Genomic DNA, 23,072 nt, shown 5'->3' with positions numbered 1-23,072 from the left:
TCGCCACCCGCGACCCCACGTGGATCACGCCGCTCGCGGGGGGCTGACCTCCGCGCTTTCATCTTTCCCCGAAGCTCCGCGCGACCTCGGCCTCGGATGAATTTCGTCGAGCCCCGGCGCACCCGACGTCCTGCGGCCCGACGCGGCAGGGGGCGGGGGCGCAGGAGCTTATGAGATGCGAGCGCTTCAGTTTCAACGATGCTCGGCGGACAGCGAGGGCGGCAGCGGGAGCAGCCTTGGCGCTCGGAGCGCTGCGCGGCGGGCCGGGGCCTTGCTCCTGCCCGTGCGGCCAGCGGCGATTGCCCTCTGCGCTGCGGCCCTGGCCGGCTGCACGCAGGGCGACGGCCTGGGCAGGGGGCCGGCCGGCTCCTGGCTCGACCCGCCCCTCCTCGAGACCGCGGGCGAGGATCCACCGGCCGACGCCGCGACCTCCACGATGCCCGAGCCCCGGGCCGACCACCACGCCGTCGGGCTCCACAGCGGCCAGGTCCTCGTCTTCGGGGGCGTGACGCGGACGACTCTGGAGCACTATCCTGACGGGTCGACCTCGGAGACGGCCCTCACCAGCACGGCGCTGTACGATCCGGCGACAGGGACATGGGCTCCTGCCGCGCCGAGGGCCATCACCGGAACCGCCCGGCGGGCCCGCGCCATGGTCCTCCTGGACGGCCGTGTGCTCGTCGCGTCGGGGGTCTCGTTCGAGCTCTACGATCCCGCGCTCGATGTGTGGACCTCCACGGCGCGGATGCCCACCCCCCGCGCGGTCTCGACGTGCGGCACGGCCGTGCTGGCCGACGGCCGTGTGCTCGTCGCCGGCGGGGGGGTCCTCGAGGGCCCATCTCCGAGCCGCGGCGTCGCGGAGATCTACGATCCTGCCACCGACACGTGGTCGGCGACCACGCCCATGCTGACCGCGATGCGCTCGGTTCGCGGCGCGATCCCGCTGAGGGACGGCAGGGTCCTCGTCAGCGATGGCATCTCCCGCTCCGAGCTGTTCGATCCGGCCTCGGCGACGTGGACCCCGGGGCCGGCTCTCCGCTTCAAGGACATCGTGTTGCTGTCGGACGGGAGGGTGCTCTCGATCCGGCGCGGCTCTGGGCCCGGCGCCGGTTCCAGCGTCTATGACCCGGTCACGGACACCCAGACCGCGACGCCGCCGTTCGACTTGCCGGCCGAGACCGAGTCGCCGGCGCTGACGGCGCTGCGGGACGGCCGCGCATTGTTCATCGGCGGCTACACGATCGAGTTCAACGGCGAGGAGTGTACTGGCACCGATCCGTGGGACTGCGATTCTGTCCACAAGTTCTCTGACGCTGCGTGGATGTTCGACCCGGTCGCGGAGCGCTGGAGCCCGGCGGCGCCGATGAAGCTCCCCCGGGCTGGTCACACGGCGACGCAGCTCCTCGACGGCGCGGTGTTGATCGCCGGCGGCGACGCCGGCGATCCGACGAGCGGGCCCGTCTCGATGGCCGACGCGGAGCTCTACATGCCTTCGTCTCCGCTCGGCGCGCCGTGTGACGATGGCGCCTCCTGCGGGAGCGGCTTCTGCGTGGATGGGGTCTGCTGCGATGCCGCCTGCGATGCCGGCCCTTGCGATGCTTGCGCGGTGGCCGCCGGCGCCTCCCAGAACGGTCGCTGTGCGCCGCTCACCGGCCCGGTCTGTGACGACGGGGATGCATGCACCGACGGCGACACCTGCCAGGCGGGCGCGTGCGCCGCAGGCGCCATCGACATTTGCGGCAGCGGAGGCGAGGGGGGCAGCGCTGGCGAGGGTGGCAGCGGCGGAGCCGGCGGCAGCGCTGGCGAGGGTGGCAGAGGCGGCGCCGGCGGCAGCGCTGGCGAGGGTGGCAGCGGCGGCGCCGGCGGCAGCGCTGGCGAGGGTGGCAGCGGCGCCGGCGGCAGCGCTGGCGAGGGTGGCAGCGGCAGCGCCGGCGCTGGCGAGGGTGGCAGCGGCAGCGCCGGCGCTGGCAGCACCTCGCAGTCGTCCGGCGGCGATTCAGTGGCAGGCGCCGGCAGCGGTGGAGACCACGCTGGAAGCGGCGGCGCTGACGCCGGAGCTCCGGACGGCGGCAGCCACACATCGATGGGCTGCGGCGTCGCGAGCCCTGGTGAGGCTCACCCGCAATGGCTCGGGGCGCTCGCGCTCCTCGGCGCGCTGGGCGTGCGCCGGCGGCGCTCCGGAGCCAGGTGATCGCGCCGTCTTCTCCTCGGCGAGCTCGTCCCGCCGGAGCGGCGGCGCCGCCCATCGCGGCACGGATCGCGCCCGCTCACGCGCCGCCCGTCACCCCTCGCGCTCGGACAGCGGCTCCCGCGCGCGCGGCGCCTCGTCCGCGTCCTCGCGCGGATCCCGCCGCCTCCGGCGCCGCCGGACCGACACCCCGCTCGATTGCATCGCGAAGAGGAGCGCCTCCCGCAGGTTCGAGAGCGTCTTGATGTTCGACAGATCGAGCCCCAGCGACACCACCGTCTGCGCCACCTCGGGCCGGATGCCGACGACGATGCCCTGCGCGCCGAGCATCGCGACGGCGTCGATGAGCCTCAGCACGTGATCGGCCGTGGCCGCGTCCAGCGCGCTCACCCCGGTGAGATCGATGATCGCGTGACGGCACCGGGTCCGCGCCACGGCCTCGAGCAGCACCTCCATCATCTGCTGCGAGCGCTGCTCGTCCAGCACGCCGAGCACCGGCATCGTCAGGACCCCCTTCCAGACCTCGATGATCGGCGTCGACAGCGCCCGGATCGCCTCCTGCTGCCGCTCGATGATCTCGAGCCGCTCCTTCAGCATGGCCTGATGGCGCTTCTGCTCCGTGACGTCGGTCGCGCCGCCCGCCATCTGGAACGGCACGCCCCGCTCGTCCCACTCCGCCATGCCGCGGGTGAACATGTCGCGATACTCCCCGTCCTCGTGCCGCAGCCGGTACTCGATCGCGAACGGCCGCCGCTCCTCGAGGTGCGCCTTGAGCGCGGCCTGCATGCGGCCCCGATCGTCGGGGTGCAAGCGCTCGAAGAAGCTCATGAACGTCCCGCCCCACGCCTCGCGGCCGACGCCCATCATCTCCAGCATGCGATCGCTCCACTCCGTCGTGTCCTCGCGGATGTTCCAGAACCAGATGCCCTCGTTCGTCCCCTCCGCGAAGAGCCGGTAACGTGCCTCGCTCCGCCGCAGGGCGGCCTCGGCCCGGCGCAGCTCGGCCACGTCGGTCGTGCCGCCGATCCACAGCACGATGTTCCCCGCCGCGTCGCGCTGCGGCAGCGCTCTCGCCACGTGCTCGCGGTAGCTCTGGTCGCTCGCGCGCCGCAGGCGGAACTCCGTCTCGTACGGCTGCCCCGTCTCCAGGCTCCGCGTCCACACCGCGATCGTCTTCTGGACGTCGTCCGGGTGCAGCATGGCGAGCCAGCCCTCGCCGAGCATCTGGCCTTCCGTGCGATCGAAGTAGTCGAGCACGGCCTGGTTCACGAAGTTCAGCTTGCCGTCCGGGCGCGCGGTCCACACCTGGAGGGGCATGGCGTTCCCGAAGGTCCGGAGCTGCGCGTCCAGCTCGCCGGCCGGAGCGCCGTACTGGGCCGCGGCGCCGTGCTGGGGCGCGGCGCCGCCCGCGCGCAGCCGGCTCGGCGGCGGCGCCTCGCGGCCGCCCGGGTCGGCGAAAGCGGCCCCGAGCGCGCGGGCGAGCGGCTCCTCCAGATCGATGGCGCGCTCGGCCTCGGTCTCCGCGATCCGGGCGCGGACGAGGCGAAGGAGCTCCTTCCGCACCTCCTCTTCGATCCGGGCGCGCAGGTAGTCCTTCGAGCCGGCCTGCGACTCGGCGAACAGCACCGACCCCGCCGCCGGCTCCGCCACGTCGAGGTAGATCCCGAGCGGCGCGCGCGGCCTCGGCGTGATGCGCAGCACGATCGTCGCGTCGAGCCGATGCTCCGCCGCGTCGGCCTCCCCGGCCGTATCGACCCGGACCGTCAGGACCTGCGGGATCGAGACGTCGAACGCGACGCTCACGCCGCGCGTCACCGTCGCGTCGCCGATCTGGAAGTCGACCGTGAGGCGCGACGGCTTCCCGAGGATCTTGAGCTCCCGCTCCTCGCGGCGCGCCAGCGGCAGGAGGGAGATCGCTCGCCGGCGAATCACGTCGTCCGTCATCGTGAGATCGAGGAGGTTCCGGCCAAACTCCTCGAGCGTCAGCCCTCCGTGCTCCACCATGGCTCCTTCCCCATGCCGCCCCTCCTCGCGCCAGGAGGTCAAGTCGACGAGCCTAGTGCGCAGCGCCGCGCGCCGGAAGGCCTCACGGCGCTCAGCTCGACGCGGATGTATACCGCCCTATCGCCCGTTTCCACACCGCGCGGCCGACGGCGCCGAAGGCGAGCGCCCCGAGCGCCGCGGCGGCGGCCGTGCGCGGGGCGATGGTGCCGAGCATCGCCTCCGCCGGGTAGGTGGTCATCAGCGCGAGCGGGACGACGACGGTGAACGCGATGCGCCAGAACCCGTTGAAGATCGTGACCGGCCAGCGCGCGAAATCGAAGAGGGAGTTGAAGAGGTACGCCAGGTTGTCGAGGCGCACGACCCAGAACGCGGCGGAGATGACCAGGATGCAGATGGAGTAGAGCACCAGCGTCGCCGTCACGAGCAGGCACAGCGAGAGCGCCAGGTCGGCGGGCGCGGGGGCGCGGCCCATCTTCGCGAACGCATAGACGAAGATCGCCGCCGCGGCCGCGGCGTCCACGACCTTGCGGACCTCGAACCTGGCCGTGGACACGAGGAACTGCGCGTCCGCCGGCTTGAGCAGCGTGAAGTCGAGCGTGCCCTTCCGGATCTGGTCGACCACGCTGATGAGCGACGGGTTCACGGCCCCCTCCAGGATGCCCTTGAGGAGCGTGAACCACCCGACCACGACGAGCGCGCGCTCGTAGGTCCAGCCCTGGACCGGCGGGCGCGCGGCGAGCGCGATGTGGAGCGGGACGAGCCCGACCAGCGTCCAGACCACGGTCATCACCGCGCCGAGCAGGAAATCCCACCGGTACTGCATCCCGAGCGCGAGCGAGACGCGCAGCTGCGTCGCGAGGAGCCGGAGGTAACGCACGCCGCTCACCCGCCGAACGCCGAGAACCGCCGGACGCCCGCGCGCCACGCGACGAGCGCCGCCGCGGCGGTGACGAGCGCGAACGCCCACTGCACCGCGAGCTCGGTGAGCGCGCGGCCCGGCGCGAGCAGGCCGGTGATGAGCTCGACCGGGAACGCGAGGCTGTACCGGAACGGCAGGGCCCGCGCGACGTCGCCGAGCCACGCGGGGAACAGCTCGATCGGGACGAGGTAGCCGGCGAGGACCATGAAGGCCGCGAGGTAGACGTCGAACACCGCGGTCGAGCTCTCGATCACGAACGCGAGCGAGCCGATCAGCGCCATCATGAAGAAGTTGATCATCCAGGCGCCGACCAGCGACGCCGCCCAGATCCCGAGCTCGAGGGGCGTCGGCTGGAACCGCTCGCCCGAGGTGACGGCGAGCGCGATGATCGCGATGGGCAGGCAGAGCGCCGCCCGCAGCGGGAGCGCGGCGAGGTTGTCGGCGGCGAAGGAGACGAGCGGGTGGATCGGCTTGAGCAGGCGCTGCGAGAGGGCGCCGCTCTTGATCTCCATGTTCAGCTCCCAGACGAGCCACGAGCCGGTCATCTGCCGGACGATGAGGATGGCCAGGAAATACGCGGTGAAATCGCTCGCCCCGAAGCGGCCGACCGGGGCGCTCGCCGCCACCGCCGACCAGAGCGCGAGGCTCACGAGCGGCATCGTCGTCGTGAGCATCCAGATCAGCATCTCGGCCCGGTACGCCATCGCGGCCGCGACCCCGACGCGGAGCAGCGTCGGGAACGCCCGGATCGCCCTGGAGACCGCGCTCACGACGCGGCCCCGCCCGCGGCGCCCGCCGGCCCGCCGGCCGGCCCCTCGCCCGCGAAGAGCTCCCGCATCACCTCCTCCAGGGGAGGATCCTCGACCGTGAGATCCGCGATGTCCGTCTGGCCGAGCAGCCAGGACATGGCCTGGCGCAGCTCCTCCTGCGACACCTGCAGCACCGCGCGGCCCGGCTCGAACGAGAGCACGGCGCCGACCCGCTCGAGGAGCGCCCGGTCGACCGGGCCGCCGAAGCGCAGCGCGATCCGCTTGTGAGGCCGCACGCTGCGGGCGAGCGCCGCGAGGTCGCCGTCGTAGCGCAGCCGCCCCTTGTCGATGACGATGACCCGAGGGCAGAGCGCCGCCACGTCGTCCATGTAATGGGACGTGAGCACCACCGTGGCCCGGCGCTGCTCGTTGTAGCGGCGGATGAACTCCCGCACGCCGAGCTGCATCGCCACGTCGAGCCCGATCGTCGGCTCGTCGAGGAACAGGATCTCCGGCCGGTGCAGCAGGGCGGCCGCGAGCTCGCACTTCATGCGCTCGCCGAGCGAGAGCTGCCGCGTCGGCTTCGAGGCGATGGCGGCGATCCCGAGCAGGTCTTCCAGCTCACCGAGCGTCTTCTTGAAATCCGCCTCACTGATCCCGTAGATGGCGCGGTTCAGGGCGAAGGTCTCGGCGGGGGGGAGGTCCCAGAGGAGCTGCTGCTTCTGGCCCATCACGAGGGTGATCCGCTTGAGGAAGCCGACCTCGCGGTGCTGCGGGACGAAGCCCGCCACCCGGACCCGGCCGCCCGACGGGTGGAGCAGGCCGGAGAGGACCTTCAGCGTCGTCGTCTTGCCGGCGCCGTTCGGGCCCAGGAAACCGACGCGCTCGCCGGGCGCGATCGAGAACGACAGGTCCTCGACCGCGTGGACCACCCGGGTGCGGCGCCGGAAGACCGAGCGCACCATCGCCCCGAAGCCGGGGGCGCGCTCGTGGACCTGGTACGATTTGCAGAGCGATTCCACCACGATCGCGCTCGACGCCTCTGCCATGGTCGGCGGACACTAGCACCTCCGCGCTGGAGCTCCCGCGGCGACCGAATGCTCGCTCGGCCGATCCGGGCTAACCTCAGGGCGCGGGGGCAACGGCCCGGATCCCCTATGCCGCAGAGCTTCAAGGACGACACGATCCACGACACACCGCTCCCGGCGAGCGGCGCCCGGGCGGGCGCCGAGCCCTCGAACGCCGCCGCCGAGACCGGCCCGCGCCAGGTCCTCGCTGGCCGGTACGAGCTCCTCGGGCTGGTCGGCATCGGCGGCATGGGGAGCGTGTACCGCGCCCGCGACCTGGAGCTCGAGGAGGTCGTCGCCGTCAAGGTGCTGCGGCGCGAGCTCAGCGGCTCGCCCGAGGTGATCGATCGGTTCCGGCGCGAGGTGCGGCTCTCGCGCAAGGTGACGCACCCCAACGTGGCGCGCGTCTTCGACATCGGCGAGCACGAGGGCGACCGGTTCCTGACGATGGAGTTCATCGACGGCGAGCCGCTCGCCGCGCTCCTCGCGCGCGAGCGGCGCCTCGCCGTGGCCCGCACCATGGACATCCTCGAGAGCGTGTGCGCGGGGCTCGTGGCCGCGCACCGGGCCGGCGTCATCCACCGCGACCTCAAGCCGGACAACGTGCTGCTCGGGCGCGACGGGCGCGTCGTGCTGACCGACTTCGGGATCGCGCGCGCGATCGCGCCGGACGGCGAGGCGGGCAAGACGCTGGGCGCGGTGATGGGGACGCCGGCGTACATGGCGCCCGAGCAGGTGCAGGGCGCCACGGACATCGACGCGCGCGCCGACGTCTACGCGCTCGGCGCCATGCTCTTCGAGATGCTCACGGGCGAGCGCGCGTGGCAGGGCGACGCGCCGCTCGCCGTCGCCGCGGCGCGCCTCGTCTCCGACCCTCCGGACCCGCGGCGCCGGCGCGCCGACCTGCCCGACGCCCTCGCGCGCGTGGTGCTCCGGTGCATGGCCCGCTCGCGCGACGAGCGGTACGCGTCCGTCGAGAGCGTCGCGCACGAGCTCGCGTCGCTCACGCGCCCGGCCACGGTCGTCCCGCCGGCGTTCACGCCGCCGCACGAGCGGACGGCGATCTCCGGGGTCTCCGGGGTCATCTCGGGGCCGATCTCCTCGTCGAACGATCCGGGCGGCAAGAGCGTGGCGGTCCTCCCGTTCGCGAACCAGGGCGCGCCGTCCGACGCGTACCTGGCCGAGGAGCTGACCGACGATCTCATCGACACGCTATCCATGACCCGGGGCCTGCGGGTGCGGTCGCGCGGGTCGCTGCCGCGGCGGCCGGACGGCGAGGTCGACCCGCGCGAGATCGGGCGCGAGCTCGGGGTGCAGGTGGTCGTCGGCGGCTCGGTGCGGCGGCGCGACGGGACGGTGCGGGTCAGCGCGCGGCTCGTCTGCGTCGCCGACGGGTTCCAGCTGTGGGCGAAGCGCTTCGACCGCCCCGAGGCCGAGGTGCTGCGGATCAACGACGAGGTCGCCGAGGCGGTCGCGGCGGCGCTGACCCTCGACGCGGCCGCCCCGAGCCGCACCGCGCCGAGCGATCCGGTCGCGCTCGACCTGTTCCTGCGCGGTCGCCACGAGTACCGGCGGTACTGGCCGGAGCACCAGGCGCGCGCGATCGAGCTCTTCGAGCAGGCGCTCGCGCGCGCGCCCGAGGATCCGATGATCCTGTCGGCGTACGCGCTCGCGCGCTCGCGCTTCTGGTTCTTCACGGATCAGGGCGGCGAGCTGGCCATACAGGCGGCGGCGCGCGCCGCCGCCGCGGCGCCCGGGCTGGCGGACGCGCGGCTCGCGATGGCGTCGGTGCGGCTCCAGCGCCTCGACGTGATCGGGGCGATGCGGGAGCTCAAGGCCGCGCTCGCGTCCGGGAACGCCGAGGCGGAGGGCCTCATCGGCACCATCCTGATCGAGTGCGGCGCGTTCGAGGAGGGCGCGCGGCGGGCGCGGTCCGCGCTGGCGCGCGATCCCGAGGTGGTGCTCGCGGCGTACGCGCTGGCGCGCGCGTACGCGCTCCATAACCGGTGGTCGGAAGGCGAGGACGTGATCAGGGTGCTGCCGAACTCGGGCAGCGGATCGGGGAACTCGGTCTACCAGATGCGCAGGGCGATGTGGCTGCGCGACCCGGAGGTGCTCGCGGCGCTCTCGCAGCGGCGCGTGCGCGACGCCTTCCCGCACGCCCCCGACCCGTTCGTGCCGCTGATCGAGGATGTCCTTTCGGATCGGCTGTCGGACGACCGGCCCGCGCTGGCGCCGGGCGCGAGCGGGCCCGTCACGGCGCTGCGGCGCACGTCGTTCATGCGGCAGCTCCAGGCGGAGCTCGCGGCGTTCGTCGGCAAACCGGAGCTCGCGCTGCATGCGCTCGAGCTCTCGCTGGCCGACGGCCTGTTCGACCTGGTCTGGATGGAGCGCTGTCCCGTCTTCGCCTCGCTGCGCGCGGACCCGCGCTACGCGGCGATCCAGGCCGAGGTGGAGCGGCGGGCCTCCGCCGTGATCGCCGTGTACCTCGAGCGCTGACGCGCCGTGCGTCCGGGGCGGGGCCCGGCGCCGCGTGCAGGGGCGCGCGCGGCGCTCAGCTCGGCGCGCGGAAGAGCGCGAGCACGCCGGTGTAGAGGGCGAGCCGGGCCTGGCCCGGCGCCCACGGGGCGATCTCGAAGCTCGAGTGCATGCCGGCGATCGGGAGATCCGCGAAGCGGTGGCGCAGGATGCGCGCCTCGACGTCGGGCGCCCCGTACAGGCCCTGGCCGCGCCCGGCGCAGCTCAGGTAGAGCGCGAAGCGCGGGGCCGACCCGAGCGCGCTCTGGGACACCTGCCGGGCGATCCCCTCGAGCCCGGCGCGGGCGGCGGCGGCGTCGCGCACCGCGAAGGCGAGGCGCGCCCCGGGCCTCGCGTCGTCGCCGACCAGGAGCCCGCGCCGCGACGGATCGACGCCGCGGACCGGCCGCAGCACGTAGCGCGCGTCGCGGGGCGCCGCCGGCGTGGCGGCGTCGCCGCGCGGATCGGCGGCGTCGCCGCGCGGATCGGGCGGGTCGGCGAGCGCGGCGAGGACGAGGTGCTGGGGGCTGGGCTGCTCGCCGAGCGCGGCGGTCGCGGCGGACAGGAGGTCGAGCGCGGGCCGCCCGCCGGCGCGGAGCACGACGCCGCCGCTCACCTCCTCGATGGGGTGGAAGCCGGAGAGCAGCCGGACGGCCGGCGAGGCGTCGACGAGGGGCGGGGCGAGCCCGGTGATGGCGAGGCCGACCGTCGCGCCCTCGAGCAGCTCGCCCTGGGACGTGACGCCGATGGCGGAGCCGGACGCGGTCCCGGCGCCGAACAGGCACGTGCTGGGCGGGGTGGAGGCGAGCGCCTCGAGCGTGTCGGGGGCGAACGCCCCGGGCCGTACGAAGAGGATCGCGGTCGCGGAGCGGCGGCCGACGATGCGGCCGAGGGTCTCGCGCAGGAGGCGCACCGGCTCCTCGGCGCGCTCGGGCAGCGCGAACGGCGTGACCTGCCCGCCGGACCAGAGCACCCCGCTCGCGCCGGTGTCCCCCTCGATCTCGCCGCGCTCGCTGAGCACCCCCGCGGCGGGCACGACGCAGGCGGGGATGCCGCGCCACGTGCTACGGACGAGCTCGGCGACGCCCGAGGCGCGCTGGGCGAGCTGCCCGGAGACGAAGACGACCCCGCCCGAGGCCGACGGGACGGCGCTGCGCAGGTCGGCCAGGTGGTGGAGGAGGCCATCCGGCCCACAGGTGGCGGAGAAGCTTCGTGCCATGGCTGGCGGGTCCATCCTAACCGAGCCGTCGCCCACTCGACAGGCCCCGCTGAAGAAGTTTATCGTGCGATAGTCGCGCCGGCGCCTCGGGGCTTTCCCCACGGGCGGCGATCGAAGGACCGGGCAAGCTCGATGAGGATCCAGTCATTTGGCCGCACCGACGTCGGGCGCCACCGGCGCGCTAATGAGGACGCGTTCTTCCGGGACGACGAGCTCCGCCTCTACATCGTCGCGGACGGGATGGGCGGGCACGCGGCGGGCGAGGTCGCGAGCGCCGAGGCGGTCGAGACGATCTACGGCATGGTCAAGCGCGGGCTGCCCGCCATCGGCGATCCCGACGAGCCGCTCACGCAGCCCAAGGCGCGCGCCGTGCTGCGGATCCTCGAGGGCGCGATCCAGGCGGCGACGTACATGGTCTTCGCCATCGCCGAGCTCGACCGCGACAAGAGCGGCATGGGCACGACGATCAGCGCGGCGCTCATCGTGGGCGGCGCGCTCGTGACCGGCCAGGTGGGCGACAGCCGCATCTACCAGGTCCGCAACGGGACCGCGGTGCAGATGACCGAGGACCACACGCTGATCGCGTGGCAGATCAAGAACGGGCTCATCTCCCCGGACGAGGCCAAGAGCTCACCGCACCGCAACGTGATCACGCGCGCGGTGGGCAACCGGGACTACGTCGAGGTCGACACCTCGATCGTGGCCGTCGAGGCGGGCGATCGATACCTGCTCTGCTCCGACGGGCTGCACGGCTATCTCCACGCCGAGGAGGAGATCGCGAGCATCGCCTCGAAGGGCGGCGACGCGGCGGTCGACCTCTTCATCGAGCTCGCGAACCGGCGCGGGGGGCGGGACAACATCACCGCGGTCCTGGTCGAGGTGGGCTGACGCGCCCGCTCGAAAGTCGGCTAGGCTGCGCGCATGGCGCTCAAGGACAAACTGGTCTCCGAGGGGATGAAGCTCGCCGCGAACCCGAACGTGGCGAAGCTGATGCAGGACGAGCGGTTCATGCGGCTGTTCATGACGGCGATGAGCGTGCCCGGTCGGGTCTCCTCGTTCACGGCGGAGCAGAAGGAGACGTTCGCCAAGGCGATGGGCCTGGCGACCGCCGAGGAGGTCCGCGACCTCAAGCGAACGGTGGCCTCGCTGGAGCGCGAGATCGCCAGGCTCAGGCGCGAGGGGTGATCCGGGGACGCGAGGGGGCGCGGCGCGCGAGGCGCCGCGCCCGGGGCGGCTACTTCGTGTCGCCGCGCGCGTAGATGCTGGCCACGTAGTCGAGGACGTCGCGCGCCGAGACCTCGTTGTACCCGAAGTACTTGATCATCCGGGTCTTGATGATGTCGATCTTCTCCTGCGTCTCCTTGTCGATGACGCTCGACACCAGGGTCTGGAGCTTGATCGCGTCCTTCTGGTCCTCGAACAGCTTGAGCTCGAGGGCGCGGCGGAGCCGGTCGTTCGTGTGCCACTCGAACTTCTTGCCGTCGACCGCGAGCGCGCCGATGTAGTTCATGATCTCGCGGCGGAAGTCGTCCTTCCGGTTCTCGGGGATGTCGATCTTCTCCTCGATCGAGCGCATCAGCCGCTCGTCCGGCTCGACGTCCTCGCGGGTGAAGCGGTCCTTCACCTTCTCCTTCAGGGTGTAGGCCTTGATCGAGTCGATGTAGTTCGCGGCGAGCTTCTGGATCGCGTCCTCGTCGGCGCTGATCGCCCGCTGCACCTCGTTCTTGACGATCTCCTCGTACTCGCGCTTCACCATCCCGATGCACTCGGTGAAGCGCTTGCGCTGCTCGTCGTTCGTGATGAGCGAGTGGTGGCGCAGGCCCTTCTCGAGCTCGCTCATGACCATGAAGGGGTTGATCGTCCCCTCGCCGAGGTCGTTCACGAGCGCGTTCGAGATCTTGTCCTGCACGTAGCGGGGGCTGATCCCTTCCATGCCCTCGCGCGACGCCTCCTTGCGGAGCTCCTTCACGGTGTCCTGCGTGTAGCCGGGCAGGACCTTGCCGTCGTAGAGCTTCATCTTCTGGACGAGCGACAGGTTGTGCTTCTTCGGGTCCTCGAGCCGGGTGAGCGCGGCCCACATCGCGGCGACCTCGAGCGTGTGAGGGGCGATGTGCTTGCCGCGGATCTTCTCCTTGTTGAAGTCCTTCTCGTAGATCCGGATCTCCTCCGACACCTTGGTGATGTAGGGGATATCGATCTTGATGGTGCGGTCGCGGAGCGCCTCCATGAACTCGTTGTTCAGGAGCTTCTTGTACTCGGCCTCGTTCGTGTGGCCGATGATGACCTCGTCGACGTCGGTCTGGGCGAACTTCTTCGGCTTGATCTTGTGCTCCTGCGACGCGCCGAGCAGGTCGTAGAGGAAGGCGACGTCGAGCTTCAGCACCTCGATGAACTCGACGATGCCGCGGTTCGCGATGTTGAACTCGCCGTCGAAGTTGAAGGCGCGCGGGTCGGAGTCCGAGCCGTACTCGGCGATCTTGCGGTAGTTGATGTCGCCGGTGAGCTCGGTCGAGTCCTGGTTCTTCTCGTCCTTCGGCTGGAAGGTGCCGATGCCGACGCGGTCCTTCTCGCTGAGCACGAGGCGGCGCACGCGCACGTGCTGCATGACCTTCGACCAGTCGCCGCCGTACTTGTCCATCAGGCGGTTGAAGATGAAGCGGCACGCCGGGTCGAGGTCGCCCTCGGTGCGGACGTGGAACTGCGGGCTCGAGAGGCCGAGCTCGCGGAACGCGCGGTCGCGCCAGGACGGCGGCACGAGGCGCAGCGGCTCCTCGTGCATCGGGCACTTGAAGCGGGCGCTCTCGGTCCCGGCCATGCCGACGTCGTCGAGGTTCACCCAGTCGAACGTGTAGAGCGCGCCGTCGGGGGTCGTCGAGTAGTGCTCGATCCCCTTCTTGAGGAGCCGCGCGATCGTCGACTTCGACGAGCCGACCGGCCCGTGGAGCAGGATGACGCGCTTCTCCGGGCCGTACCCCTCGGAGGCGGCCCGCAGGACGTGGACGAGCCTCATCAGCGGGATGTCGAGCCCGTACACGGCGTCGGCGCCGCCGTTCATCTCATCCTTGAAGAAGTTGTACCGGATGAGCTTCTTCTTGTTGTCCGTGTACTCCTCGATGCCGTAGCGGATGATCATGTCGTACGCCCGCTGGAACGCGTTGCGCGTCACCTGCGGGTTCTGGCGCACGATCTGGAGGTACTCTTCGAACGTGCCCTCCCACGCGAGATCGCGGTAGAGCGCGAAGTCCTGCATCGCCGCGATCTTGTCAACCATCCCTGTCCGCAACTCGCCCATTTCGCACCTTTTTCTCCAGGCGACCGCGGGGCGGCCTTGGCCGCCGGAGGTGCGGGAGCGGAGCCCGGCGTACCGAGCTCCGCCTCCGTCGTGCGCCGCGCGCCCGGGGGGAAGCCAAGCTTAACACCGATCGCGGGGACGCAAGGCGGCTGCGCCCCGGAGCTCTCTCCATCCCGAACGGGAATGATCTGCGGGGCGGCCCGAGCGCGGCGGTGCAGCCCGGAGGAGGTGCGAGGGCGCCCGCGGGCAGGCGACGTCAGCGAGCGGACGGCGCGGGGGAGCGCGCGTCCTGCGCGCCCCAGGAGAGGCCTCCGCCTTCCACGACGCCGGGCCAGGAATCGACGTACTCCGACGGCTCGCCGGGCCTGGAGGCGTCGATCCAGAAGAGGCGGCCGGTGCCGGGGCGGCGCACGTCGACGTGGACGAACTTGCTGTTCGGGTAGAAGCCGCAGCCCACGTCGTCGAGGGTGCGGCAGAACTGGAACAGCGCCGTGTTCGGGACGCCCATGACGAGGATGTCCATCGCGCGCCCCTCGGCGTGCTGGCTGTGGTGGGTGCCGGAGGCCTTCCCCTTCGCCGGCGGTTCGCCGGCCGGGCGCGGCCGGTAGCCGCTGAAGATGTGGATCGCGCGGCGCGGGAAGGCGTCGGCGATCTGCTGGAGGAGCCAGAGCAGGCGCGGGTGGACGAGGCGGACCTGGGGCACCCACTCGAGGGCCCGCTGCCAGGTGCCTTCGTTGGGCTCGTCGGGCAGCTGCTCGCCCGGGTCCGGCGCCTCGGGGGGTCGCGCCATGATCGACAGGCGATCGAGCGCGCCGGGCGCGACGGAGCCGTCGCAGCGCACCAGCTCGAAGGCGTCGTGCTGGGCGCCGTACCGGGTGAACTGGACCGGGCTTCTGCGGCAGCGCCAGTCGGGCGGTTGCTTCTTCGGCGGATCCCAGAGCAGGTCGAAGCCGTTCGACGAGAGGCTCGGCCCCGTGGTCGCGAGGAGGGGCGGGCCGAGGATCGGATCGAGGTGGCGGAGCCACGCGGGCGCGGCCGGATCGAGGTGGAGGGATCCTGGTAGATCGAGCGGGGAGGGGAAGGGGGAGTAAGCGCTGGCGAATGCGGGGGTGCCGGGGGCGGCGGCGGCGAGGCCGCGCTCGCCGAGGTCGGCTTCGGCGTCCGGGTGCGCGCCGCCCCAGGCGAGCTGCCACCACGGCTGGTGCTGCCATTTCCCGTAGGCGCTGCTCATGTAGAGCCGGAGCGGGCCGGGGCGCTCGACGGCGGCGTTGCGGAAGGCGCGGAGGAGGGGCAGCTCCGGCGCGACGGTCTCGTTCAGGTTGAAGGTCGCGCGCTTGGGCGGCTCGTCGAGCAGGCTGGCGCCGGCGTCCGGCGGGGCGGCGACGAGCAGGGCGGCGAGGCCGACGGCGGCGGCGAGGCGGTGGGCGGCGGCGCGGGACGTTGCCGGCATGGGATCGATGGAGGGCGAGGCGCGCGAGGGAAGGTAGCTCACCCGGCGGGCGGGCGGCTCTGATTTGCCACAAACAGGCATGGCGGGGGGTGAAAACCCACCCGCGGCCGGCGACGGGGCCGAGCGGGCGGGGGGCGCGGGGGGGGCGCAACCCCGGTCGGTCGCCGCCGAGCGGGCGGGCGCAACCACGGTCGGGCGGCGCAACCCCGGTCGGGCGGCGCAACCCCGGTCGGGCGGCGCAACCCCGGTCGGGTGCCGCAACCCCGGTCGGGTGCCGCTGCCGCAACCCCGGTCGGCTCAGGGCGCCGCGGAGGCGCGCGTCAGCCGGTCCCGCACGGCGTCCCACGCCGGATCCTCGGGGACGGCGGCGATCACGATCACATCGCACCCCGCGTCCTCGAGCCGGTGCAGCGCCGCGTACAGCCCCGCCGCGTAGCCGGCCGGATCCCCGGGGAGCACCTCCGCGTGCGGCCCCGTCGCGGTGCGCCTCCCGCGCTCGATGGCCCCGGCGCGCGCGCCGCCCCTCACGGCGCCCTCCACCTCGTCTCGGACCGCCTCCGCGGGGACGAGCGCCACCTGCGCGCGGGGCGCGTAGTGGCGCGCGTGGGTCCCCGGCGCCGGGGCGCGCTCGGTCGTGGCGGTGATCAGCCCGGCGGTCGTCTGGATCGGCACGAGCGCGGCGATCTCCTCCGCGGCCACGTGCCCCGGCCGGAGCAGCCGCGCCGGCGAGGTCGTGACGTCGACGATGGTCGACTCGATGCCGACCGCGGTCGGCCCGCCGTCGACGATGGCGTCGATGCGCCCGCCGAGGCTCTTCTCGACGTGGTCGGCGGTGGTCGGCGAGATCGCGGTGGACCGGTTGGCGCTCGGCGCGGCGATCGGCAGCCCGACCGCGTCGAGCAGGGCGCGCGCGACCGGGTGCACGGGCACGCGGATCGCGACGGTCGGCCCGCCGGCGGCCACCTCGTCGGCGACGCGGTCGGGCCGCCGCGCGACGATGAGGGTGAGGGGCCCCGGCCACATCGCCTGCGCGAGGCGCTCCGCGTCGTCGGGCCAGCGGTCCGCGAGCGCGCGGGCGGACGCGACATCCGGCACGTGGACGATCAGCGGGTTGCCGGGCGGCCTCCCCTTCGCCTCGAAGATGCCGCGCGCCGCGGCCGCGACGTCGGCGCGCGCGCCGAGCCCGTACACGGTCTCCGTGGGGAAGGCGACGAGCCCTCCGCGGCGGAGGATCTCGGCCGCCCGTGCGATGGATGCCGCGTCCGCGGCGAGCCGCTCGGTTCGCATGCGCCGCGCTCCATGTTGCCCGGGCGGGCGGGAGGCAAACGAAAACCGACGGGGCACCTGGCCGAGCTCGCGGGCCGCGCGGGCGACGAGGCGCATGGGGTCGAGCTCGGCGCGGCCCCCGCCGGCGCTGCAGCCGCGGACGTCGCGAAGCACGGTGCCATCGTCATCGTCAAGAGGAATCGTCGCGGCGCCGGTACTCGTGGGCGACGAAGGTTCGTCGACTCATCGGTTGAGAGCACCCGCGCCGAGTGATCTCTGAGCCCGTGTACCGCCTGCACGGATCGACCCTCGTGCAGGATGATCGGCTGTGGCCGCCGTTCTGTCGTAGACCCCTACACCTGCCCCTGGAATGATGCTGAGCATGTTGTGGGCTTCGAGCCGGAAGTCCCCCTCGCTGCGCCAGAGCCACCCGGCGAAGGGACTCACCGCAAGCCGGGGCTCGGTCCCGACCTGGATCCCGCCCACGCTCACGCCGCCGCTGAACTCGAGTGCCTGTGCCGGTGCCGAATCAAGGGCGAGCGCACCGATAAACAGCAGGCCGATCTTGCTGAGGGTGCGCATGGACATGGCGGAAGACCTGGCCGATACGCGGAATGCGACGTGAGGGCGGGTACTATTTTTTTTGGACGTGGCGCGGGCGTCAACGAGGACGTCGGCGAGCCGATCTGCGGCACTGCCCGTCCGATCGCGCTGCCAGCAGCCAGCTCTCACAGCCGAGAGAGCCGTCCATCTTCGAGCAGCACCCAGGGGGCCGAAGGCGAGTACGCCTCGGTCCCAGCGATGGGCAGGCTTGGCGCATCCGTGAGCCGATCGAGCCCCTTGTCCCGGAGCTGCATCCCACGTTCCGTGAGGCGGTACACCTTCGAGCGCATAGGGGAGCCAGCGTTGGGCGGCCTCGGGCCAGGTGCGCGCTCCACGGCGGCGGAGCCGTGCTTTGCCCATTGGTCTAGACGCGCTCGCAGGAACAAGTCGCCTGTGCAGGAGAGGAGCTCTCGCAAATCCAGTCCAAACTGCGATTTGTGACAAAACACAGAGACGGCAGTCAGGTTCTCTTCTGTCGACAGGATGGTCAAAATGAGCTCATCGAGTCGGCTCAAACGTAGCGTACCTCCAGCGGCCTGTCGTGGAAAGAAGCATGATAGAAGCCCCCACAAGGGAGCGAGCTCCGGAAATCCATCAACGCCACGGATGCAGCTTTCGACGAACAGCAATGGGTTATCATCTACGTAACACTCCCAGAGGCGAACAGCGTGTTCGTAGCGTTCCACTGGCCAGGGGCACGCCGTGTCGAGGCGATCCAGGAGAACCTCATTAGGATGGTGCGCCACGGACGCGGAGCAGTTGAACCGCGGCATGATCGGTGGCTCGCAAGACCTATTTATCGTGCCAAACACAAACTCGAACTCGGCGACCAAGACCTCGCCGCTCGCGATCCCGAGGTGCCGCAACCAGCGACAGGCCCTCCATAGGTTCACTCGTTCGCGGAGGCTCACCGATACCCACAAGACAACTGGCAGCCCCCAGCGGATATCCGGCGAATAGAGCCGATCCCACGGTTCGCCCGACTCGTCTCTGAACGAGCTCTCCTCGAACAAAGAACGCCATGTCTCACGTGTCCGGGCATGTTCGAGGGCATCCAGGCGGCTTGGTCCGACAATAAGGCAGTCGGAGGCTCGCACCACGTTGATGGCGCCGATGTTCAGAAGACTCTCTGTTGTAGCCGCATCGAAGGCTACATGCGTCGCCGCGCGGAGGAGGGCTGCCTTTGTCATGATCAATAAAACCCACACTGATAGCACTCGCTGTATTTATAGGGTCGCTTGTTCTGACAATCGTCACGACAATAATCGCAAAGAGTCCTGCCGGAATCGATCTCACGCGTACAGCGCCCCCGTTTATCCTCGCACTTCTCGTACATCTCGGTACATGGGTGAACGGGCGAGCACCCCCCCGCCATCGCAAGCTGTGCGCTGCCCACATCGTCGTCTTCCGGCTCGTCTTCTTCGTCGTTGTTCGGGTAGTCTCCCGCCCCTACGGATTCTGTCGGGTATCCAGCACCCGCACTCCCCGGCTCTACCGTGTCGCAGTTGTAGGTCAAGTCGCATGCCGACGCGAGCACCATTGCGAGCCCGCCACATAGCACGAGCGCGCTCGCCTTCAGCTTCAAGCTGTACCCCATATCTTCCTCCCCTTCCGGATGAGCGCACCGATCTCCCAGCAGAGAGGCGGCGTCAACAAGTGATCTGGACCACGTTACGTCACGCGGTCTTTGCGCATGGGAGCCGGGGCGCGACCGGCCGCTTCGGTAGGTTGAGGCGTTAAGCAGCGAGCTCGGCGGCATCTCGTCTACCCGCTGGCCCGCTACGTCCGCAGCGGAGCGACTACCCGCTGGCCCGCTACGTCCGCAGCGGAGCGACCGGCGGCTCCGGCCCTGGTTGCAGGCAGCCTGCCGGATTCGTCACGCCGTGTGGCCTCCGTGTGCCCCGACGCCAGGGCACGGGGCTTCCAGAGTGCGATCCAGTGCCAGGCGGGAACTTCCGTGTGCTGGTTGAGATCGACGGATTCGATGAGCGGTTCTCTCGCCATTTCCACGGTGTCGACGAGCTCCAGGCGCTCCTTGAGGGATGCCGGATGGTGCCGCTCCTCCTGACCATGCTCGCCCCAGCCGGCGCCAAGTTGCAATGGCTCGGGGAGGACGACCTCGGCTTCGGGACGTCTTCTGCGATCCCCTGAAGGAGCGCTGAAAGTCACAGGGAAAGTAGACCAGGCGTCCCTTCCAAAGGTAGCCGCTCCGCTGACCGCGTCTTTCCCCTGGCCAGATTCGGTTGCACGCTACGCGACGCCAGATGAGGGCCGTGCCCTCGCCGAGCGAAGAGGAGCGAGCGATGCCAGGAAGCAGGGAGCTGGTACAGCTGCGTGCAGAGCTGTCGAGGTATCGAGAGCAGAAGAGCCGTGGGAAATTCCCGAGCGAGCTGCGGGAGCGAGCCGAGGCCTACGCCAAGGCGCGCTCCCGCTCGGGGGCAACACCGACCGAGATCGCCACGGAGCTCGGTGTCCACAAGATGACTGCCGACCGATGGGTGGCTGACGGTGAGCGCGCAGACGAGGGTGCGTCGCCAAGAGCCCCCAAGGCGGCTCAGCAGATTCCGTTCCTACCCGTCGTGGTGCGCCCGGAGCGCCGCGAGGCGCCGCCTTTGCGGCTCAACGTCGCGTTTGCCGACGGGACGCGGATGCAGGTATGTGGGATAGGCGCGCGCGAGCTCGTGGAAGCGCTCGAAGCGTTGCGGAGGGGACGGTGACCCCCGCGACTATAGCCGTCTATCTGGCGGTCGGTCCAGTGGACTTGCGTGGTGCGTTCGACCGGCTCGCCGCGATCACCCGGCAAGTGCTGTGCCTGGACCCGGCCAGCGGCGCGCTGTTCTTGTTCCTCAACAGGAGGCGTAACCGGCTCAAAGCCCTTTGGTGGGATCGCAATGGATACACGATCTTGTATAAGCGTCTCTCGAAGGGTGCATTTGCTCTGCCTTCGTTCACCGAGGCCGACGGCAGGTGTATCGAGCTGTCAGCACAGGACTTCGCGCAGCTGCTCGCCGGTCTGCCTGTAGAAGAGCTGGCAAGCCGCCGCCGGCTGGTCCACTGAGGCGTCTGCGCCGGCGCTCGTTCACCGCGCTGCCGGCGCCAGCGCGGCCCGATGGCGGCCGGCGCAGCCGGATGCGGAGATGGAGCAGGGCGCGCGCTGCATCGCGCCCGAAGACCTCGCGAGAGCGCGCCGCCGATGGCGCACCATGGCGGCCCTGCATTCCCGCCTTCGACGAGAAATTCTCATCGAAAACAGCGAATTTTCGCTGCATAAGGTACTTGTCAAGAGCAAGCGCAGGGGGCATCCATGGCGCGCCTTGACCTCGACGACACGCCCCGGTGAGACCGCGCTGCCGCAGTCGACGGAGGCAGAGCGCCTTGACGGCGCGGCGCTCGTGCTCGGCTATCTCCAGGCCAGGGGACAAGGACAGGGGAGCCCCGCCGGCCCCGCGTCGGTGGTCGACGCGCTGCTCCGGCGGGTGCAGGAGCTCGAGGCGAGGCTGGCCGAGCTCTCGACGGCGGAGCAGCAGGCCCAAGAGCTCGCTCGCACCGTCGCGTCGCTCAAGGCGTACAATCAACAGCTGCAGGAGACGATTCGGACCCTGGAGATCGGATTCCGGCGCCACGTCTCCGAGCAGGTCTCGCCTGACCAGCTGCGGCTTTCGCTGGCCGGAGAGCCAGATGCCTGTCCGGCTCCGACTTCGTCGCAGGCCGAGAGCGTCGACGCCGCGCCCGAAGCGGACCCGGGCGAGGCCAGCGGCCCGCCGCCGGGCTCCGCGAGCCCACCGGAGCACGCGGGGACGGCAGAATCCTCCTCCGGCTCCGATCCCGGAGGTGGCAAGCCAGTCAAGCGCCACGAGCACGGGCGCCGCCGCATCGGTGTCATTCCGAGGGTGATCATCGAGTCGCTGCCGCAGGAGGTGCTGCTCAAAGGCCTCGAGCGCTTCGAGCGTGTGGGCGCCGAAGACAGCTCGAGCATCGGCTACCGGCGTGGCGGCCTCCTCGAGCTCGTCACGCGTCGCCTCAAGTACGTGGCCGAGGCGGAGGCACCGGCGGCGAGCAGCGCAGCTGAAGAGGCGCCGGCTCCTTCGCCAGCCGCCGGGCCGGCCTTGAATCACGAGCGCGGCGAGCCGCTCGTCGTGCGGGAGCACGAGCTCCTGGGGATCCCCGCGGACACGTCCTTCAAGCAAAGCCCCTTCGTCGACGGCGTCCTTGTACGCTACACGCCCGAGTCGGACGCTGCGGAGGACAGCGGACCGGTGAAGATCGCGTCGCTGCCGGAGCGCCCGATCGACAGGTGCCTTGCCGATCCGAGCCTCTTGGCCCACCTGTTCGTCCACAAGCTCGACTACCACACGCCCTACTACCGGCAAGAGGTGGAGTCGGATCGCCACGGCTTCCGCATCGGCCGCGGCAACATGACCCGCTGGCAGTACGATTGTGGTGGCATCGCGATGCGCATCGCCGATGCTATCTGGAGCGACGCGCTCTCGAGGTCGTGGTTCGCCATGGATGCGACGGGCACCGCCATCCGGGCCAAGGACAAGCACCGCTATGGGCATGTCTTCGTCCTGGTCGCGCCGGGCGATGGGGTGCTGTTCCGCTATACACCGACGTACGACGGGCCCACCGTCGCGAAGCTCTTCGGCGGCTACCAGGGGACGCTCGTCGCCGACGCCTCGGCCAACCACAACGTGCTGTTCGGGCCGGGCAAGGCGCGTGAGGCCGGCTGCTGGAGCCATGCACGAAGGCGCTTCTTCAAGGCGTTCAAGGCCGGGGCGGGCAAGGAGGCGGCGTTCGCGCTCCAGACCCTCCAGGCGCTCTTCCGCGTCGAGCAGGAATGCGCCCTGTGCAGCCCGGACGAGCGCCTCGAGATCCGGCAGCGCAAGTCCGCACCGCTGATTGAGAAGCTCTTCGCCTGGGTCGAGGCGCAGCGGCAGGTCGTCCCCGAGCATTCGCCGTTGCGCGAAGGGCTGGTCTATCTGCACAACCAGAGGGAGGCGCTCTGCGAGTTCCTCTCCAACGGGGAGATCCCCATCCACAACAATGCCTCCGAGAGGGCTCTGCGCCGCGTCGTCAAGGGACGGCGCAACTGGCTCTTCCACGGCAGCGACGAGCACGCTGTCCGGTCTTGTGCCATCACGTCGCTCATCGCGACTTGCCAGATGCACGGGTTCGACCCCGAGCTCTACTTGCAGGAGATCCTGACCGTGGCTCCGAGCTATCCGCTCAGTCGCATCCTCGACCTGAGTCCCAAGAACTGGGTCGCGACGCGACAACGCCTCATCGCCGAAGGGCGGCTCAAGTACCTGGACCTGGCTCGGATCACCGGCTCGCGGCTCGCCTTCCGCGACCGCTGATCGCGCCGCGTCGCCCGCATCCGCCGCGCCCACAGCGCTCGTCGCGTCCGGAGCGGTCGAGGCCGGCGCGCGTCCTTTCCGCGCCGAGGTGCGTCGGCTCGTCGAGCCGGTGCTGTCGTCGCTTCGCCCGGCCGCCGTCGAGCTCGTCGTGGCGGGGCGCCTCCGGGTCGCTTCGCTTTGGCGCTGCTTGTCCGCGCCTCGGGTCGGCCGCCGTCCGCCCTCCTGCTCCGCGGACGGCTGGGCGGCGCTCTTGCGGCGCCCCACGCCTGCGGGCTCGGCTGCTCCCGCGCGCTCTTCCTGGCCGGCCGCGCGACGCGGGCGCCCCTTCGCGCGGGCGGGGACGTCCTCGCGGCCTTGCCACGCGACATGCGGCGCGGACAGCTTCAGCACCGCCGTCATCAGGCTCGGGACTTCGACGCCTGCGTCCCCGCTCCGTCGCTC

General features: G+C 71.2%; 18 protein-coding genes. 8 read left to right on the top strand and 10 right to left on the bottom strand.

What is annotated here, in order from left to right; genetic code table 11:
• Window positions 1-175 precede the first annotated feature (175 nt).
• A complete protein-coding gene (locus NQZ70_RS41200) occupies window positions 176-2,191 on the top strand; it encodes a kelch repeat-containing protein (RefSeq protein ID WP_129579106.1) in 2,016 nt (671 codons plus the stop codon).
• 90 nt (window positions 2,192-2,281) lie between these two features.
• Here the strand turns inward: NQZ70_RS41200 and NQZ70_RS41195 are convergent, their stop codons facing one another.
• From NQZ70_RS41195 to NQZ70_RS41180, 4 genes are all read right to left on the bottom strand, one after another.
• Window positions 2,282-4,192, bottom strand: coding sequence for a PAS domain-containing protein (locus NQZ70_RS41195; RefSeq protein ID WP_129579105.1), 1,911 nt, complete (start codon window positions 4,190-4,192; stop codon window positions 2,282-2,284).
• A gap of 91 nt (window positions 4,193-4,283) precedes the next feature.
• Window positions 4,284-5,069, bottom strand: a complete 786-nt coding sequence (locus tag NQZ70_RS41190) for an ABC-2 family transporter protein (RefSeq protein WP_207218033.1) — start codon at window positions 5,067-5,069, stop codon at window positions 4,284-4,286.
• 5 nt (window positions 5,070-5,074) lie between these two features.
• Entirely contained in the window at window positions 5,075-5,881 is an 807-nt protein-coding gene (locus NQZ70_RS41185) for an ABC-2 family transporter protein (protein ID WP_129579104.1), read from the bottom strand.
• Window positions 5,878-6,909 carry an ATP-binding cassette domain-containing protein gene (locus tag NQZ70_RS41180; RefSeq protein ID WP_129579103.1) on the bottom strand — a complete coding sequence of 344 codons (1,032 nt, stop codon included), beginning with the start codon at window positions 6,907-6,909 and terminating at the stop codon, window positions 5,878-5,880. Before NQZ70_RS41180 ends, NQZ70_RS41185 begins: the two co-directional genes overlap by 4 nt.
• A 108-nt stretch (window positions 6,910-7,017) precedes the next feature.
• On the opposite strand from NQZ70_RS41180, the gene NQZ70_RS41175 reads away from it, so the two are divergent.
• Window positions 7,018-9,426: a protein kinase domain-containing protein gene (locus NQZ70_RS41175; RefSeq protein WP_129579102.1), complete on the top strand. Its 2,409-nt coding sequence runs from the start codon at window positions 7,018-7,020 to the stop codon at window positions 9,424-9,426.
• A gap of 55 nt (window positions 9,427-9,481) precedes the next feature.
• Here the strand turns inward: NQZ70_RS41175 and NQZ70_RS41170 are convergent, their stop codons facing one another.
• The gene (locus NQZ70_RS41170; protein WP_129579101.1) at window positions 9,482-10,663 is read right to left on the bottom strand and encodes an FIST C-terminal domain-containing protein; all 1,182 of its coding nucleotides are present in this window, start codon (window positions 10,661-10,663) and stop codon (window positions 9,482-9,484) included.
• A 132-nt stretch (window positions 10,664-10,795) separates the two neighbouring features.
• On the opposite strand from NQZ70_RS41170, the gene NQZ70_RS41165 reads away from it, so the two are divergent.
• Together NQZ70_RS41165 and NQZ70_RS41160 are read left to right on the top strand one after the other, a co-directional pair.
• Window positions 10,796-11,551, top strand: coding sequence for a PP2C family serine/threonine-protein phosphatase (locus tag NQZ70_RS41165; RefSeq protein ID WP_129579100.1), 756 nt, complete (start codon window positions 10,796-10,798; stop codon window positions 11,549-11,551).
• 33 nt (window positions 11,552-11,584) lie between these two features.
• Window positions 11,585-11,848 carry a hypothetical protein gene (locus NQZ70_RS41160; RefSeq protein WP_061607276.1) on the top strand — a complete coding sequence of 88 codons (264 nt, stop codon included), beginning with the start codon at window positions 11,585-11,587 and terminating at the stop codon, window positions 11,846-11,848.
• Between the two features lie 49 nt (window positions 11,849-11,897).
• On the opposite strand, the gene NQZ70_RS41155 is transcribed toward NQZ70_RS41160, so the two are convergent.
• From NQZ70_RS41155 to NQZ70_RS41135, 5 genes are all read right to left on the bottom strand, one after another.
• Window positions 11,898-13,955, bottom strand: a complete 2,058-nt coding sequence (locus NQZ70_RS41155; RefSeq protein ID WP_129579099.1) for a PrkA family serine protein kinase — start codon at window positions 13,953-13,955, stop codon at window positions 11,898-11,900.
• A gap of 256 nt (window positions 13,956-14,211) precedes the next feature.
• On the bottom strand, window positions 14,212-15,405 hold the full coding sequence (locus NQZ70_RS41150; protein WP_129579098.1) for a DUF882 domain-containing protein: 1,194 nt from the start codon (window positions 15,403-15,405) through the stop codon (window positions 14,212-14,214).
• Between the two features lie 297 nt (window positions 15,406-15,702).
• A complete protein-coding gene (locus NQZ70_RS41145) occupies window positions 15,703-16,692 on the bottom strand; it encodes an L-threonylcarbamoyladenylate synthase (RefSeq protein WP_129579097.1) in 990 nt (329 codons plus the stop codon).
• A gap of 222 nt (window positions 16,693-16,914) precedes the next feature.
• On the bottom strand, window positions 16,915-17,259 hold the full coding sequence (locus NQZ70_RS41140) for a hypothetical protein (RefSeq protein ID WP_237244518.1): 345 nt from the start codon (window positions 17,257-17,259) through the stop codon (window positions 16,915-16,917).
• 140 nt (window positions 17,260-17,399) lie between these two features.
• A complete protein-coding gene (locus NQZ70_RS41135) occupies window positions 17,400-17,564 on the bottom strand; it encodes a hypothetical protein (RefSeq protein ID WP_237244517.1) in 165 nt (54 codons plus the stop codon).
• A 1,669-nt stretch (window positions 17,565-19,233) separates the two neighbouring features.
• Between NQZ70_RS41135 and NQZ70_RS41130 the strand changes: the two genes are divergently transcribed.
• The 4 genes from NQZ70_RS41130 (at window position 19,234) to tnpC (ending at window position 22,631) form a co-directional block, all read left to right on the top strand.
• Entirely contained in the window at window positions 19,234-19,425 is a 192-nt protein-coding gene (locus NQZ70_RS41130; protein ID WP_129579095.1) for a DUF6968 family protein, read from the top strand.
• A gap of 152 nt (window positions 19,426-19,577) precedes the next feature.
• Window positions 19,578-19,991, top strand: coding sequence for a helix-turn-helix domain-containing protein (locus NQZ70_RS41125; RefSeq protein ID WP_129572567.1), 414 nt, complete (start codon window positions 19,578-19,580; stop codon window positions 19,989-19,991).
• Window positions 19,988-20,332 carry an IS66 family insertion sequence element accessory protein TnpB gene (tnpB, locus tag NQZ70_RS41120; protein ID WP_165373740.1) on the top strand — a complete coding sequence of 115 codons (345 nt, stop codon included), beginning with the start codon at window positions 19,988-19,990 and terminating at the stop codon, window positions 20,330-20,332. The genes NQZ70_RS41125 and tnpB overlap by 4 nt, the downstream gene beginning before the upstream one ends.
• Window positions 20,333-20,588: 256 nt before the next feature.
• Window positions 20,589-22,631, top strand: a complete 2,043-nt coding sequence (gene tnpC / locus NQZ70_RS41115; RefSeq protein WP_165374419.1) for an IS66 family transposase — start codon at window positions 20,589-20,591, stop codon at window positions 22,629-22,631.
• Window positions 22,632-23,072 lie beyond the last annotated feature (441 nt).

It is taken from the genome of Sorangium sp. So ce836 (genome assembly GCF_028553905.1).
GTDB lineage: Bacteria > Myxococcota_A > Polyangia > Polyangiales > Polyangiaceae > Sorangium > Sorangium cellulosum_D.
The sequence above is the reverse complement of the archived record's forward strand: the minus strand, read 5'-3'. Positions and strand labels throughout refer to the sequence as shown.